The organism is Mycobacterium sp. NPDC006124 (assembly GCF_040614235.1).
Classification (GTDB): domain Bacteria; phylum Actinomycetota; class Actinomycetes; order Mycobacteriales; family Mycobacteriaceae; genus Mycobacterium.
In genome coordinates, this window is the sequence record NZ_JBEXUA010000006.1 from 282,471 (window position 1) to 297,437 (window position 14,967).

The following is a 14,967-nucleotide window of genomic DNA, read 5'->3' on the forward strand; positions in this document are numbered from 1 at the left end:
GAAACTTTTCGAATTGTTTTCCCGAACCTCCACGCAAAGCCGGATCGACCTATTTACATCATCGTCATTGGCGACGTCGCCAGCCCTTATGCGCCTGCAAGAATGGCTTGCCCGTCATTCGACGGTCGAGAGAGATGAGGCTCGCACGTTGACCGACCCGACAGCGTCGTCGATCGTCGCAGCCGATCGCCCACCCTCGCGAGAAGCGTACCGCCGGGACATCGACGCGCTCCGCGCCGTCGCCATCGTCATGGTCGTTGCGTTTCACGCTGGGGTGCCTGGTTTCACCGGCGGATTCACCGGCGTCGACGTCTTCTTCGTCATCTCGGGATTCGTGATTCTTCGAAGCCTGACCGACGAGCGGACCAGGACCGGGGCCGTCAGTTGGTGGGCGTTCTACGGCCGCAGAGTCCGAAGATTGGCCCCCGCAGCACTGCTGATGATCGTGGTCACCCTGGTGCTCAGCGTCCTCGTCTTCAATCCAGCCGGCGAACAGCAGGCCGTCGCCAAGAGCGCCATCGCCGCCGCCACGTCGACGTCGAATTTCTACTTCAGCCTGTTGGCCGGTGACTACTTCGTTCCGACGTATCAACCGAACGTGTTCCTCCACACCTGGTCGTTGTCGGTCGAAGAACAGTTCTACCTCGGTGTGCCGCTGCTGTTCGGTCTCACGGCTCTGATCGTGCGCCGCCTCGGCCGCGACCGACGACGGGTGATGACCGCACTGATCGTCCTGGTCTGCCTGGGTTCTCTGCTCTGTGCCATCTACGTGGCGCGCTTCGCTCCGAGCCAGGCGTTCTACCTTCCGTTTGGTCGCGCTTACGAGTTGGGCATCGGCGCGCTGTTGGCAGTGGTCAGCCCGGCGAAGGGGTCACCACTGCTTCGCCGACTCGCGTGGGTCTGTTCGGCATTGGTGCTGCTGACCGTGACGGTGATGGGTCTGCCCGAGTACGGCTTTCCGGGCGCCTGGGCCCTGATCCCCACCCTGGCGACTGCCGGATTGATCTGGGCGCAGATCTCCCCCAGCGACCTAGGTGGTCGATACCTCCTCTCTGCGCCGGTCATCGGAATCGGAAAGGTGTCCTACGGGTGGTACCTGTGGCACTGGCCGCTGCTGTCCATCGTCGCGACGTGGTACTTACGAGAACCTCCGGAGTGGGTTCGTCTCCTCGCGGTTCTCGTCGCGCTGGGACTCGCCGTGGCCAGCTACCGGTTCTGGGAACCTCGCTTCCGCTCCCGCCCGGGTGGCGACGTCGCGCACCGCCCACGGGACGGCCGCCGGACGGTAGGGGCCGGACTGCTCGCCATCGCCGTCACCTGCTCGCTCGCCGTTGGCACCTTGGTCTTCGCCAACCGGATGGCAGGCGACGAACGGTGGGCTGCGGCCTGGCATGCGAAGTACGACACGGCATTTCCCTCGGAGTGCTCGCATGACATGGACTTGCAGGCCACATCCCATGACGCCGCATGCCCGGTGAATGGCTTCGATGCGACGCGGCCGTCCATCGTCGTGTGGGGTGACTCGTACTCCCAGATGATCCTCCCGGGAGTGTTGAAGGCGGCGGATGGTCGACCCGTGAACGTGGTGGCGATGACCCTTGGCGCCTGCCCGCCCTTCCTCTCCAGCGCCGCCCCGCTGCCGAACATGCCCTACGGACTGGAGCGAACGCGACTCGACATGTGCCGACGGCACAACGACGCGGCCCTTCAATGGATCCACGCTGCCATCGCCGGAGGAAGCACCGTGCGGGTCGTATTGGCCGCGAGATGGCCCATCTACCAAGGCCGTCCCGAGTTGTTCCTCAGCCTCGACCGCGAGTCTCGTAACCTGATCACCGACAGTGGCCCACTCATGAACGCCGGGTTGCCGGCTCTACTGGCCGAACTCACACGCTCCGGGGTGGGCGTCGATCTGTTCGGCCTCTCCCCCGAGCTGGACAGACCCGGGCCCGAGTGCGCGACGCGACGCTGGCGGTCATTCGACTGCGACGTGAGCCGACGGGACGAGGAGCAGTATTGGGGCGGCACAGCCGAATGGTTCCAGCGCTTGCATGCCACCCTGGGGGGCCGCTCGCAGGTGATCGATCCCGTCGACGTGGTGTGCGACGCTCAGATGTGCCGAGCGGTTCGGAATGGCATCGTCAACTTTCACGACACCGACCACTTGAGCGCGGGAGCCACCGAGCTGCTCGCGGATCAGTTCGCCCCGACGGTGACGGCAGTGCTGGCACCCCATCCCGCTGGCGCGCCGAACTAATTCCTCGCCGCAGACCCCGCGTGGCGCGAATGGTCGACGAGTCCCGTGGCGCCGACCGGATGCTCGACCGAGGGGCTGATCTCAGGCGCGACACGCGGGATCAGCCGCGCGCCTGCCGATCTGCGCCTGCCTACGACGACCATCCACGCCAGCACGACCAGTGTCATGGGCACGTAGACGGCCTCGGCCCACGCGAGGTACCACGGGCGCGACCAATCCTGCGGCTGCCGCGACAACAGCGTCGGCACTCCGACGACGAGCACGGCAATCCAGGCCCACCGGATCAGAGCGGCTCCCGACGCGTGGCGCCAGGGCCCGTGGAACAGCCAAATCATCAACGGCACCACCCATACCCAGTGGTGGACCCAGGAGATGGGCGACGCCGTCAAACCGAACAATTGGACGACGAGCAGTGATCCCAGCGCATCACGGCCGGCCGGGCTGGCGCCCAACGCGCGCCAGGCGAATACCGCCAGTACCGCGGTCCCCCCGATCGCGATCAACAGAAGCGCTCCGCGGCCCGTGTCGTACCCGACGATCCGCGAGATCGTGCCCTGCCAAGACTGATTGGGCGCATAGTCAACGGTGCCGATCCGTCGCACGTCACCGAGCAAGTGGATGAAGTAGAGCTCGGTGTCCTGCGGATTGACGAGGGCGGCCACCCCGATCGTTGCGGCGAACGCCACCACGGTGGCGCAGACCGCGGCCCATCGTCGCATCCCCATCAGATAGATGGCGGCGATCGCGGGGGTCAACTTGACGCCCGCCCCGGCACCGATCAGCAATCCCGACAGCCACCATTTCGAGGAGTAGGCGGCGTAGAGGACGGCCAGCAGGAGGAAGACGTTGACCTGACCGAGGTCCAGGGTGCTTCGAACCGGTTCGAACCACATGGCTGCGGTGGTCCACAACATGCCAACCCTGCGACTGCCGCCACCTGTCATGCGCTGACTGATGCGCACCACGCCGTACAGAGCCGCCACGGTGGCTGCCGTCCAGACGAATGCGACGACCACGAATGGCACCAGGTGCAGCGGGTAGTTCAGAATTGCGGCGAAGGGTGGGTAGGTGAAGGGCAGATGCTGGCCAACGCCGTCGACGGAGAAGGCGTCGTACAACGTGCCGGGGTGGGCCACGGCCGCCCCACCCACCACGTAGACCCGCAAGTCGGGATAGAGATCCTCGTAGACCATGACCGACCCGACGAGACGAAAGATCAAGCTGGCGCCGAGCACCCATGGCGCCGCCGTCGTCAGATGGTGCGGCCATGACGCCGATGCACGCCGGCCGTGGATGTTCGAGTCAATCGTCGTCATCCGGCCATTCCCCCTCGACCATGGCGCTCCCCCACGCTTCACTGCACTTCGATCAAGAACGCGTTCAGCTAGCCCGACACTGTGTGGCCCCGCGAGCGCACACCCAAGGGCTCACGACGCAGCATCAATTTAATGGCAAGACGCAATTTGCGCAGGCTCTCCACCCGCATCGCCCGACGAAATCAATCGCCCGAATTTCGGTCGGCGTCGCTCGTCGAATTACCAAATTCATGATCAGTCGAATTTGGCAAACTCACGCTGCGAAACCAAATCCTTGGAACGAAATGACGACTACGGGGAATGGGGAGAAAGTAGGGAGAATGTGCGGACCGATCGACGACCACAGCAACCCAAGTGCTGTCCGGCGTTCGACTACCTGGCGCCCTTACGCGGCTGCCACACCACGAGCGCCGTGCTCTTGGGCACGACGGCGAGGTCACGACGTTGGTTGGCACGCAACCGCTCCACCTCGTCGGCCATCTCACTGAGCCGCGAGCGCAACGCCTCGACCTGATTGGTCAGCTCGATGATGCGTTTGATGCCGGCCAGGTTCACGCCCTCGTCCTGAGAGAGCCGCTGCACCTCCCGGAGCAGGTCGACGTCGCGCTCGGAGTAGCGGCGTCCGCCGCCGGAGCTACGCTGCGGACTGACCAGGCCGAGCCGGTCGTATGTCCGCAGCGTCTGGGCGTGCATGCCCGCGAGCTCAGCGGCCACCGAGATCAGGAAGGTGCGGGCCTCGTCACGATTGCGTTCGGCGCTCATCACGCACCCGTCCATCCGGCCCGCGGGTCGAACCCGCTCGCCCGCTCGGCCTTGGCGTAGGCCTCGAGCGCCTCGGCGGCCTCGCCCTCCACGTTCGGGGGCACCGCGACCTTCACCGTGACCAGCAGGTCACCGTGACCGCCCGCGCGCTTGGGCACCCCGCGGCCGCGGACCCGAAGGATGCGTCCGTCCGAGGTTCCCTTGGGCACCCGGACCCCGACCTTGCCCTCCAGCGTCGGCACCGAAAGCGTTGTGCCAAGGGCCAATTCGTGGAAGCTGACGGGAACGGTCACGGTCAGGTCGTCACCGGTGCGCCCGAACACCTTGTCGGGTCGCACGTGCACGGTGACGAACAGGTCGCCCGAAGGTGCTCCGCGCAGACCCGCCTCGCCTTGGCCGGCCAGCCGGATGCGTTGGCCGTCCTCCACCCCCGGTGGGATACGGACGTTGATGGTGCGGGTCCTGGTCGTCGCGCCCTTGCCCCCGCACTCGTCGCACGGCTCTTCGATGATCGAGCCGGTGCCGCGGCATTCGGTGCACGGCTCGGAGAACCCGAAGGCACCCTGGTTGCGGTTGACCACGCCGGCGCCGTTGCAGTTCGGACACACCTTCGGGCTGGTGCCCGGCCGCGCACCGCTGCCGTGGCAGTTGGTGCACGGGGCCGGGCTCGTCAGCCGCAGCGGCATCGCGACGCCCTTGGTGGCCTCGAGGAACGACAGTTCGGTCTCGGTCTCCAGGTCGTTGCCCCGGCGGGGGCGGCTGGGCCGCGGCTGCTGAGCACCGCGACCGAACAGCCCACCGAAGAGGTCGCCGATGTTGGCCCCACCCGTCTGGGGGGCGGCGTCGAAGAGGTCGCCGAGGTTGAATTCGCCACCCTCACCGCCGAAGCCGCCGAAGTTGCCGCCGCCCCCGCCGCCACCGAAGCGACGGCCGCCGCCGTTGGCGAAGAGCCGACGGGTCTCGTCGTACTCCTTGCGCTTGGCCTTGTCCAAGAGGACGTCCTTGGCTTCGCCGACCGCCTTGTACCGCTCCTCGGCAACCGGGTTGTTCGGGTTGCGGTCGGGGTGGTTCTCCGCCATCAACTTGCGGGCGACACTCTTGATTTCGCTGTCGCTGGCATGGGAGGAGACGCCGAGTTCCTTGTAGAAGTCCTTCTCAACCCATTCGCGCTGGACCACGCTGCGTCACCTCCCTTCCTGCCAGTCCTGTGGAACCATCGATCTAATTCTCGTTGCCGTTCGGTGCGTCGTGAGTATTCGACACGTGATTCGTGTCGGGATCGCCGACGGAGTCGACCACCCCGACCATTGCGTGCCGCAGCACCGGGCCGTCGCCGAGGCGATAGCCCTGGCGCATGACGGTGCCGATCACCGGGTTAGTGCCGTCGCCCTCGTGCTGCACGGCCTCGTGTAGCGACGGATCGAACGGGTCGCCCTCCACGCCGTAGGCCACCAGCCCGATGGCTTGCAGCGCACCGGTCAGCTTGTCGGCCACCGACTTCAGCGGTCCGGCTTCGAGGTCACCGTGCTTGCGTGCCCGCTCGAGATCGTCGAGGACGGGCAGAAGCTGGGTGGCCGCGAAGGCCTTGCCACGCTCGGCCGCGGACTGTTCCTGACGCACGGCGCGCTTGCGGTAGTTGTCGTATTCCGCCTTGACGCGTTGCAGCGTCGCCTTGAGCTCGGCGGCCTCGTCGTTCTCCGCTACCGGCTCGGAGGCGGGCGCCGACCCCTCGGGGGCCGGCGCCACGTCCCGAACTTCACCCGTGTCGGGATCGACGCGCCGTTTGTCGGTGATGGTCACCGGCTCGTGCGGATCGTTCTCCTGACCGAATTCTCTTCGCGCAAGCGGCTCATCGCCAGTCACTTGCGCTCCTGCTCGTCGTCTTCGACGACCTCCGCGTCAACCACGTTGTCGTCGGCCTTCTGCGACGATCCGCCCGCAGCGTCTCCGGCGCCCTGCTCGGCCTGGGTGGCCTCGTAGATCGCCTGCCCGAGGGCCTGGGATTCGACGCCCAGCTTCTCCATCGCCGACTTGATCGCGGTGATGTCGTTGCCCTCGAGTGCGGACTTGGCGTCGGTGATCGCCGCCTCCACCTTGGTCAGCGTCTCCTCGGGGACCTTGCTGCCACCCTCGGCTTCACGCTGTTCCTTGATGAACTTCTCGGTCTGGTAGACCAGCGCCTCGGCGTCGTTGCGGGCCGTGGCCTCTTCGCGACGCTTGCGGTCCTCCTCGGCGTGCGCCTCGGCGTCCTTGATCATCCGATCGATGTCCTCCTGGGAGAGGCCGGAGCCCTCCTGGATCTTGATCGTGTTCTCCTTGCCGGTGCCCTTGTCCTTGGCGGTGACGTGGACGATGCCGTTGACGTCGATGTCGAAAGTGACCTCGATCTGCGGCGTGCCACGCGGGGCCGGCGGGATGCCGGTCAGTTCGAAGGAGCCGAGAAGCTTGTTCGCCGAGGCGATTTCGCGCTCACCCTGGAACACCTGGATCTGCACCGAAGGCTGGTTGTCGTCGGCGGTGGTGAAGGTCTCCGACCGCTTGGTGGGGATGGTGGTGTTGCGCTCGATGAGCTTGGTCATCACGCCACCCTTGGTCTCGATGCCGAGGCTCAGCGGGGTCACGTCGAGCAGCAGCACGTCCTTGACCTCACCGGCCAGCACACCTGCCTGCAGCGCGGCACCGACGGCCACGACCTCATCGGGGTTGACGCCCTTGTTGGGCTCCTTGCCACCGGTGAGTTCCTTGACCAGTTCGGTCACCGCGGGCATGCGGGTGGAACCGCCGACCATCACGACGTGGTCGATCTCGGAGACCGAGACGCCGGCGTCCTTGATGACGGACTGGAACGGCTTGCGGGTGCGGTCCAGCAGGTCCTGGGTGATCTTCTGGAATTCCGCGCGGCTGAGCTGCTCGTCGAGGAACAGCGGGTTCTTGTCCGCGTCGACCGTGATGTACGGCAGGTTGATCGAGGTGGACTGACCGGAGCTGAGCTCGATCTTGGCCTTCTCGGCTGCCTCGCGCAGACGCTGCATGGCCATCTTGTCCTTGGTCAGGTCGATGCCCGCCGAGGCCTTGAACTTGTCCACGAGCCAGGTGACGATGCGGTCGTCCCAGTCGTCGCCACCGAGGTGGTTGTCACCGGAGGTCGCGCGGACCTCGACGACACCGTCGCCGATGTCGAGCAGCGAGACGTCGAACGTGCCGCCACCGAGGTCGAACACCAGAATGGTCTGATCCTTGTCGGCCTTGTCCAGGCCGTAGGCGAGCGCCGCCGCGGTGGGCTCGTTGACGATGCGCTGAACCTCGAGGCCGGCGATCTGGCCGGCTTCCTTGGTGGCCTGGCGCTGGGCGTCGTTGAAGTATGCCGGCACGGTGATGACCGCGTCGGTGATGTCCTCACCCAGGTAGCTCTCGGCGTCGCGCTTGAGCTTCATCAGGATGCGCGCGCTGATCTCCTGCGGCGTGTAGTCCTTGCCGTCGATCGCCACGGACCAGTCGGTGCCGATGTGGCGCTTGACCGATCGGATGGTCCGGTCGACGTTGGTGACTGCCTGGTTCTTGGCGGGCTGACCAACCAGCACCTCGCCGTTGCGCGCGAACGCGACGACCGACGGGGTGGTACGTGAGCCCTCCGAGTTGGCGACGACGACGGGTTCGCCGCCTTCGAGCACCGAGACGACGGAGTTGGTGGTCCCGAGGTCGATACCGACCGCACGAGCCATAGTTACTGCCTCCTGTATAGAAAAACGTTCATGGGTCTGAGTGGACCGCGCTCAAGCTTGCCCCCGCGGGTGCGGTGCTGTCAAGCAAGAGTTGAGTCTGATTCACTCAAGTTGTCGAATGGGTCAACCGAGCCGGTGCGCGATTCATTCCCCGGCAGAGCCACACGCTCGACGGCCTCCCCCGATCGGTGGACACCACGTTCATCCCCGCCGTCCGCCGGTCATCGGACATACACCGCCGCCGCACCACGACATAGTCATCTCAACGCCAAAACGGCAGTCAGACAACGACACAGGGAGTCACCATGAACGCCATCACCCGCAGCCTCATCGCCGCCACCGTCCTGGGCGCCGCCGCCCTCGGACTCGCCGGCACCGCCGCCGCCGCACCCACCGCCACCACCCCGCAGAGCACCGGCAACTTCCACAGCCCCAACACCTACGCCACCCCGGCCCCCACCGTCGGCCCCGGCTGGTACGGCAACCACGGCCCGGCCTACATCGCCCACCTCACCGGCAAGTAGCCCGACCGCACCACCCCACGAACCCATCAGGCCCTCCCCAACCAATCCCCGGGGGAGGGCCTGATGTACGTCAGCGGCCGGTCAGCTTCTGCAGTCCTCGGACGCAGAGGTCCCAGGCCGGCGTACCGACGGTGATCGGATCGAAGTGGTCGCCGTCGAAGGTGTGCAATTCGGTGGTGTCACCGGCGGCGGACGCCGCGGCGACGAAACCCTCGGACTGGTCGAGCGGCACCAGCGTGTCCGCAGTGCCGTGCACGCAGACCGTAGGCACGCGTAGCGGCACCAGGGCAACGGGTGAGGCCGCGGCGTACGCAGCAGGGGCACTTTCCGGCGAGCCACCGAGGTAGGCGTCCACGGCACCGCCGCCGAGCCCGTCAGCCGAACCACGGACGAGATCCAGCACACCCGCCTGCAGCACGGCGCCCGCGAGAGTGACGGCACCGCCGCGCCGAGCGGCCAGCCACCCCGCCAGTTGTCCACCCGCCGAATGGCCAAGTCCGACAACCTGACTGAGATCCAGTCCCGCCGAATGACCCGCGAGCGCGTCGACGGCCGCCGCCACGTCCTGACCCGTCTGCGGCCAGCCGCCGCCGCTGCCCACCCGCCGGTACTCGACGTTGAGCGCCGCGAAGCCGCGGTCCACCAGGTCGGCGGCCAACGGGCGGCCGAGTTCCAAGCCATAGCTCGAGGACCAGTAGCCGCCGTGGACCACGATCACCACCGGGGCCGACGTCGAATCCTTCGGCAGCGAGAGTTCGGCGTACTGGCTGGGATCGGGGCCGTAGGTGATGCGCATCGACCCATCGTCGTCGCCGCGGGCGCGTGGCGAGCAGCCGGCCACCAACGCCGCCACCCCACCCGCCGCGGCGATCACGCGGCGCCGACTCAGGAACGTCATGCCGACAGCAAAGCAGAGGCCCAACCCCGGACTGGCCCCGTAGTGCTTGCCATCTCGTGACGTCATCGCGTAGCTGGCGGAGAAGGCACTCGAGCCACCAGGAGCTACCCGCCATTGCCCGGTGCCGCTCAGGTGACGGTCGTACCATCGAGCCATGTCCGACACCGGAATCGAAGACGCCACCAAGCTCGCGGGCGGCAACGTCTCGGCGTTGCTTCCCCGCACCGATCGCACGGTCGAGGAGGAGCGGCTGCATCGCAAGCAGAACCTGGCCGCGTCATTCCGCCTGTTCAGCCGGTTCGGCTTCGACGAGGGGGTGGCCGGCCACATCACCGCCCGCGATCCCGAATTCACCGACCACTTCTGGGTGAACCCGTTCGGAATGCACTTCGGCCACATCCGCGTCAGTGACCTCCTCCTGGTGCGCCACGACGGAGAGATCGTGCACGGCGACCGGCCGGTCAACCAGGCGGCGTTCGCGATCCACTCCCAGGTGCACGCCGCCCGCCCGGACGTCATCGGCGCGGCGCACTCCCACTCGGTGTACGGCAAGACGTGGTCGACACTGGGCAAGCTGCTCGACCCCATCACCCAGGACGCTTGCGCCTTCTACGAGGACCACGCGCTGTTCGACCAGTACTCCGGCGTCGTCCTCGACCTCGAGGAGGGAAAGCGCATCGCGCACGCGCTCGGCGACCGCAAGGCCGCGATCCTGCGCAACCATGGATTGCTGACCGTGGGGCAGTCCGTCGAGGAGGCCGCGTGGTGGTTCATCACCATGGAACGGTCCTGCCAAGCGCAGTTGCTGGCCGAGGCCGCGGGCACGCCCATCCTCATCGACGACGAGATGGCCGCGCTCACCCGCGGACAGGTGGGCAGCCACTTCGCCGGCTGGTTCAGCTTCCAGCCGTTGTTCGCCAAGATCACCAGGGAGCAACCCGACCTGTTCGAGTGAGCGAGTCACTCCCGCCACTTCCGTCACGCCACCAGTAGCCTGGAGCTCAATGAATGCACGGGTGGCGGTCGTCGGCCTACTTGCAACGGGCGCGCTCCTGGCCGGTTGTCAGTCCACGGTGCCCGGCAGCCCCGAGACCAATGCCCAGAACCCCACCGAGCCGACCTTCCCCACGTCGCGACCCAGCCGGTCGAGCCCCACCCCGACGACACCCCCGGCGCCGACGTCGACCGTCTCAGCTCCGACGCCGGCCGAGGCGCTGGCACCGCAGAACGGCTACGTGTTCATCACCACCAAGTCGGGTCAGACCCGTTGCCAGATCAGCACGACCGAGGTGGACTGCGAGGCTCCGTTCACCCACTCGCCACCGGTGGACGGCACACCCGCCAACGGCGTCCGCGTCACGGCCGACGGTCAGCTCAAGTGGGTGCTCGGCAACCTGGGCGACATCCCCGTCGTCCCCATCGACTACCGCACCTACAGCGCGCAGGGGTGGACCATCGTCGCGACCGAGGACGGCACCCGCTTCACCAACGACGCCACCGCCCACGGGATGTTCGTGGCCATCGGCGGCGTGGACGCCTTCTAGACGTTTAGCCGGGACGCGATACCGGGAACACGCCCGCGGTGAATGCCCACGACAGCTCCGCCACCGATCAGCAGCGCCCAGGACCGCACGTCTTCGTGATCTTCGGCGCCACCGGAGACCTGGCCAAGCGCAAGTTGTTCCCCGGCCTGTACCGACTCGCCGCGGCGTCACGACTGCCCGAGGAGTACGCGATCATCGGATCGGGGCGTCACTCACCCGGCACCGACGACGAGTTCCGAGACCAGGTTCGCAGCGGACTCGAGGAATCGGTCGACGACATCGACTCCGACGTGCTGTCGGACCTGTTGGGCCGCTTGAGCTTTCAGACTTCCGATCCCGCCGACGACGACGGGGGCAAGGAACTCGCCGCGGCCGTCCGCACGGCGCACGACGGGCTGGGGGAGGATTCGCGGACGCTGATCTACCTCTCGGTCCCGCCGACGGCGATGGAGTCGATGATCGACATGCTCGGGAGCGAGCACCTGACCGACGACGCCCGCGTCGTGGTGGAGAAGCCGTTCGGCACCGATCTGAAGTCCTCCCGCGAACTCGACGCCGCCTTGAAGAAGGTCATCAGCGAAGACCAGGTGTACCGGATCGACCACTTCCTGGGTAAGGAAGCGGTGCAGAACATCTTGGCGCTGCGCTTCGCCAACGGGCTGATCGAGCCCGCCTGGAACCGTGACCACCTGGTCTCGGTGCAGATCGACGTGCCGGAGACGCTCACGGCCGAGGGCCGGGGCGCCTTCTACGAGTCGACGGGGTGCTTTCGCGACATGATCTCCACGCACCTGTGCCAGGTGCTCGGGTTCATCGCGATGGAGGCGCCGGTGCACCTCGACCCGACCGCCCTTCGCAACGAGAAGTCGAAGGTCTTCGCCGCGATGAAGCCACTCGACCCAGACCGCGTCGTGTTCGGCCAATACGAGGGCTATCGCGACGAAGAGGGCGTCGCCGACGATTCGACGGTGGAGACGTTCGTCGCACTGGAGGCCTTCGTCGACACCGAGCGGTGGCAGGGCGTGCCGTTCTTGTTGCGGACGGGCAAGGCGCTGGGCGCCACCCGGCGCACCGTCACGCTGACCTTCCGCACCCCGCCGATGGGACGGTTCGGCGACAGCGAGTACGGGCCCAACCAGTTGGTGCTCGAGCTGAGTGACTCCCCCGAGTTCGGCGTCAGCCTGATGGCCAAGCGGCCGGGACCTCGAATGGACCTGGTGCCCTTGACCTTCCACCTCGACATCGCCGAGGAGGATCCCGACGACAAGCCCCTGGAGGCCTACGAGCGGCTGCTGCTCGACGTGATGCGCGGCGACCAGACGCTGTTCACCAGGGCCGACGAGGTGGACCGGCTGTGGCAGATCTGCCAGCCGATTCTCGACAACCCGCCACCGACGCTGCCGTACGCTCGCGGTTCGTGGGGCCCGGAACAGGCGATCGAACTGGCAGGCCCGGAAGGGTGGCACCTGCCCGATGCCTGACGACTGGCCCGCGATAGCGGACCACGGACTGATCGGCGACCTGCGCACCTGCGCCCTGGTGGCGACCGACGGAACCGTCGACTGGTTTTGCGCGCCCCGCTTCGACTCGCCCAGCGTCTTCGGAGCCATCCTCGATCCCGAGCAGGGCGGCAAGTGGACCCTGTCCCCCACGGGCGAGGTGTCGCGCACCCAGCAGTTCTACTTTCCGGACACCGCCGTCCTGATCACCCGCTTCCTCACCCCCGACGGTGTCGCCGAGGTGCACGACTTCATGCCTGTACTCGGGGCATTGGACCCGGAGCACCGCCAACGCCTGGTCCGGCGGGTCAGTGGCGTCCGAGGCACCATCACCATGCGGATGTGCGTCGATGCCCGGCCCGACTACGGTCGCGAACGGTGCGTCGCCGAGGAGAGCGGCGACGGCGTCCTGATCACCGGGGACGGCATCCGGCTCGGTCTCGTCGCGTCCACCGAGCTGACCGTCGAGGAGGGTGCCGACAACACTCGCGTCAGCGCGAAGGTCGAACTCTCCCAAGGTGACAGCGCGCTGTTCGTCCTGGAGATGCTCGACGGTGACGACCTGCCGTCGAGCAATGCCGTCGACCTGACCGACGACCTGCTCGACGCGACGACGTCGTACTGGCGGGCGTGGCTGCGCCAGTCTCGTTACGTGGGCCGCTGGCGCGAGATGGTGCACCGCTCGGCCATCACGCTCAAGCTGCTCACCCACGAGCCGACCGGTGCCGTCATCGCCGCCCCGACCACCAGCATCCCCGAGTACGTCGGCGGGAGCCGCAACTGGGACTACCGCTACGTGTGGGTGCGCGACGCCGGCTTCAGCCTGTACGCCCTGCTGCGGCTGGGATTCACCGACGAGGCGAGCGCGTTCATCGGCTGGCTCTCCGAACGGCTCGGCGACGAACGCGAACGCAACGACGGCGTCGGACCGCTGCGCGTGCTGTACGACATCGACGGCAACCGGCCCGTCGAGGAGACCGAGTTGACGCATCTGCGGGGGTACCGGGACTCCCGGCCGGTGCGGATCGGCAACGCCGCGGTCGACCAGTTGCAGCTCGACATCTACGGCGAACTCATCGACTCGGTCTACCTGTTCAACAAGTACGGTCCCGGCATCAGCAGCGACGCCTGGGACGACGTGGTGAAGGTCGTCGACTGGCTGACCGAGAACTGGGATCGCGAGGACGCCAGCATGTGGGAGGTGCGCGGCGACCACCGCGCGTACACCACCTCGCGGCTGTTCTGCTGGGTCGCCCTGGAGCGCACCATCCGGATCGCCCGCCAGCGCGGGCTGCCCGGCGACCTGGGCGCGTGGTCGAAGACGCGCGACGAGATCTACCAACGCATCATCTCCCGGTCCTGGAACGAGGACCTACGGGCGTTCACCCAGACCGAGGGCGGCACCGAACTCGACGCCGGCGTGCTGCTGATGCCCATGGTCAAGTTCCTCTCCCCGGCCGATCCCAAATTCCTGTCCACGCTCGAGGCCGTCGAGAAGGACTTGGTCACCGACACCCTGGTCTTCCGCTACTCCCCTGAGACCGACGGCCTCGACGGCGCCGAGGGTACGTTCTCGCTGTGCTCGTTCTGGTACGTCGAGGCGCTGACTCGAGCGGGTCGCCTCGACGATGCCCAACTGGCACTCGAGAAGATGTTCACCTATGCCAACCACGTCGGCCTCTACGCCGAACAGGTCAGCGCGACCGGCGACCAGGTCGGCAACTTTCCACAAGCCTTCACCCACTTCGCACTCATCAGCGCAGCGATCAACCTCGATCGCGCACTAGGCACAGGAGACAAGTCATGACCGTTGCACAGCGGGAGCGCGCGGCGCTCGTCACCACCATGCGCGGCGCCGGCCCGGAGCAACCGACGCTCTGCGGCGACTGGACCACCCGAGATCTGGCTGCCCACTTGGTCATTCGCGAACGGCGGTTGGACGCCGCGCCGGGCATCATGGTGCCCAAGTTCGCCGGGTACACCGAACGGGTGCAGAATCAGGTGGCCGCCGAGAACGACTGGAACGTGCTGCTCGACCAGATCGCCTCGGGTCCACCGCTGTTGTCGCCGTTCAAGCTGCTGGACCCGTTCGTCAACGTCGCCGAGATGTTCATCCACCACGAGGACGTCCGGCGCGCCGTAGAAGGTTGGGAGCCAAGGCAACTCGATGCCGAGACCAACTCGTCGCTGGCCAGCCGGGTCAGCCTGATGTCGCGCATGACCATGAAGAAGACGCCGGCTCGAGTGTCGTTGAAGACCCCCGACGGCAAGACGCTGGCGACCGTCGGCTCCGGGCCCGCGGTCACCGTCACGGGTGAGCCCGGCGAGCTGATGATGTTCATCTCGGGTCGTGACCAGGCGAAGGTCGAGTTCACCGGTGACGACGCCGCGGTGAGCGCGGTGCGTGCCGGCGAGCGCGGGCTCTAGGCTTCGGGGATTAGGCTC

The 14,967-nt window shown here is 67.0% G+C and carries 13 protein-coding genes; 7 read left to right on the forward strand and 6 right to left on the reverse strand.

What is annotated here, in order from left to right:
• Nucleotides 1-148: 148 nt before the first annotated feature.
• On the forward strand, nucleotides 149-2,257 hold the full coding sequence (locus tag ABZ195_RS15290) for an acyltransferase family protein (protein WP_355219043.1): 2,109 nt from the start codon (nucleotides 149-151) through the stop codon (nucleotides 2,255-2,257).
• On the opposite strand, the gene ABZ195_RS15295 is transcribed toward ABZ195_RS15290, so the two are convergent.
• The 5 genes from ABZ195_RS15295 to dnaK form a co-directional block, all read right to left on the reverse strand.
• Nucleotides 2,254-3,573 (reverse strand): mannosyltransferase, encoded by a 1,320-nt coding sequence (locus tag ABZ195_RS15295; RefSeq protein WP_355219045.1) that lies wholly within the window; start codon nucleotides 3,571-3,573, stop codon nucleotides 2,254-2,256. The two genes, ABZ195_RS15290 and ABZ195_RS15295, sit on opposite strands and share 4 nt — an antisense overlap.
• Nucleotides 3,574-3,945: 372 nt before the next feature.
• The gene (locus ABZ195_RS15300) at nucleotides 3,946-4,335 is read right to left on the reverse strand and encodes a helix-turn-helix domain-containing protein (RefSeq protein ID WP_355219047.1); all 390 of its coding nucleotides are present in this window, start codon (nucleotides 4,333-4,335) and stop codon (nucleotides 3,946-3,948) included.
• Nucleotides 4,335-5,513 (reverse strand): molecular chaperone DnaJ, encoded by a 1,179-nt coding sequence (gene dnaJ, locus ABZ195_RS15305; protein WP_355219049.1) that lies wholly within the window; start codon nucleotides 5,511-5,513, stop codon nucleotides 4,335-4,337. The genes ABZ195_RS15300 and dnaJ overlap by 1 nt, the downstream gene beginning before the upstream one ends.
• Nucleotides 5,514-5,556: 43 nt before the next feature.
• A complete protein-coding gene (gene grpE, locus ABZ195_RS15310; protein ID WP_355219051.1) occupies nucleotides 5,557-6,198 on the reverse strand; it encodes a nucleotide exchange factor GrpE in 642 nt (213 codons plus the stop codon).
• Nucleotides 6,195-8,057, reverse strand: a complete 1,863-nt coding sequence (gene dnaK, locus ABZ195_RS15315) for a molecular chaperone DnaK (RefSeq protein WP_355219053.1) — start codon at nucleotides 8,055-8,057, stop codon at nucleotides 6,195-6,197. The genes grpE and dnaK overlap by 4 nt, the downstream gene beginning before the upstream one ends.
• Nucleotides 8,058-8,362: 305 nt before the next feature.
• On the opposite strand from dnaK, the gene ABZ195_RS15320 reads away from it, so the two are divergent.
• Nucleotides 8,363-8,581 (forward strand): hypothetical protein, encoded by a 219-nt coding sequence (locus ABZ195_RS15320; protein ID WP_355219055.1) that lies wholly within the window; start codon nucleotides 8,363-8,365, stop codon nucleotides 8,579-8,581.
• A 70-nt stretch (nucleotides 8,582-8,651) separates the two neighbouring features.
• Here the strand turns inward: ABZ195_RS15320 and ABZ195_RS15325 are convergent, their stop codons facing one another.
• Nucleotides 8,652-9,479, reverse strand: coding sequence for an alpha/beta hydrolase (locus ABZ195_RS15325; RefSeq protein ID WP_355219057.1), 828 nt, complete (start codon nucleotides 9,477-9,479; stop codon nucleotides 8,652-8,654).
• Nucleotides 9,480-9,633: 154 nt separating this feature from the next.
• Between ABZ195_RS15325 and ABZ195_RS15330 the strand changes: the two genes are divergently transcribed.
• From ABZ195_RS15330 to ABZ195_RS15350, 5 genes are read left to right on the forward strand one after another with little or no spacing between them, the layout of a single operon-like run.
• Nucleotides 9,634-10,434 carry a class II aldolase/adducin family protein gene (locus ABZ195_RS15330; protein WP_355219059.1) on the forward strand — a complete coding sequence of 267 codons (801 nt, stop codon included), beginning with the start codon at nucleotides 9,634-9,636 and terminating at the stop codon, nucleotides 10,432-10,434.
• Nucleotides 10,435-10,483: 49 nt separating this feature from the next.
• On the forward strand, nucleotides 10,484-11,023 hold the full coding sequence (locus ABZ195_RS15335) for a hypothetical protein (protein ID WP_355219061.1): 540 nt from the start codon (nucleotides 10,484-10,486) through the stop codon (nucleotides 11,021-11,023).
• 38 nt (nucleotides 11,024-11,061) lie between these two features.
• On the forward strand, nucleotides 11,062-12,504 hold the full coding sequence (gene zwf, locus ABZ195_RS15340; protein WP_355219063.1) for a glucose-6-phosphate dehydrogenase: 1,443 nt from the start codon (nucleotides 11,062-11,064) through the stop codon (nucleotides 12,502-12,504).
• Complete coding sequence (locus ABZ195_RS15345) at nucleotides 12,497-14,329, forward strand: glycoside hydrolase family 15 protein (protein ID WP_355219065.1); 1,833 nt, start codon at nucleotides 12,497-12,499, stop codon at nucleotides 14,327-14,329. Before zwf ends, ABZ195_RS15345 begins: the two co-directional genes overlap by 8 nt.
• Nucleotides 14,326-14,949 (forward strand): TIGR03085 family metal-binding protein, encoded by a 624-nt coding sequence (locus tag ABZ195_RS15350; RefSeq protein WP_355219067.1) that lies wholly within the window; start codon nucleotides 14,326-14,328, stop codon nucleotides 14,947-14,949. Before ABZ195_RS15345 ends, ABZ195_RS15350 begins: the two co-directional genes overlap by 4 nt.
• The last annotated feature ends 18 nt before the right edge of the window (nucleotides 14,950-14,967 follow it).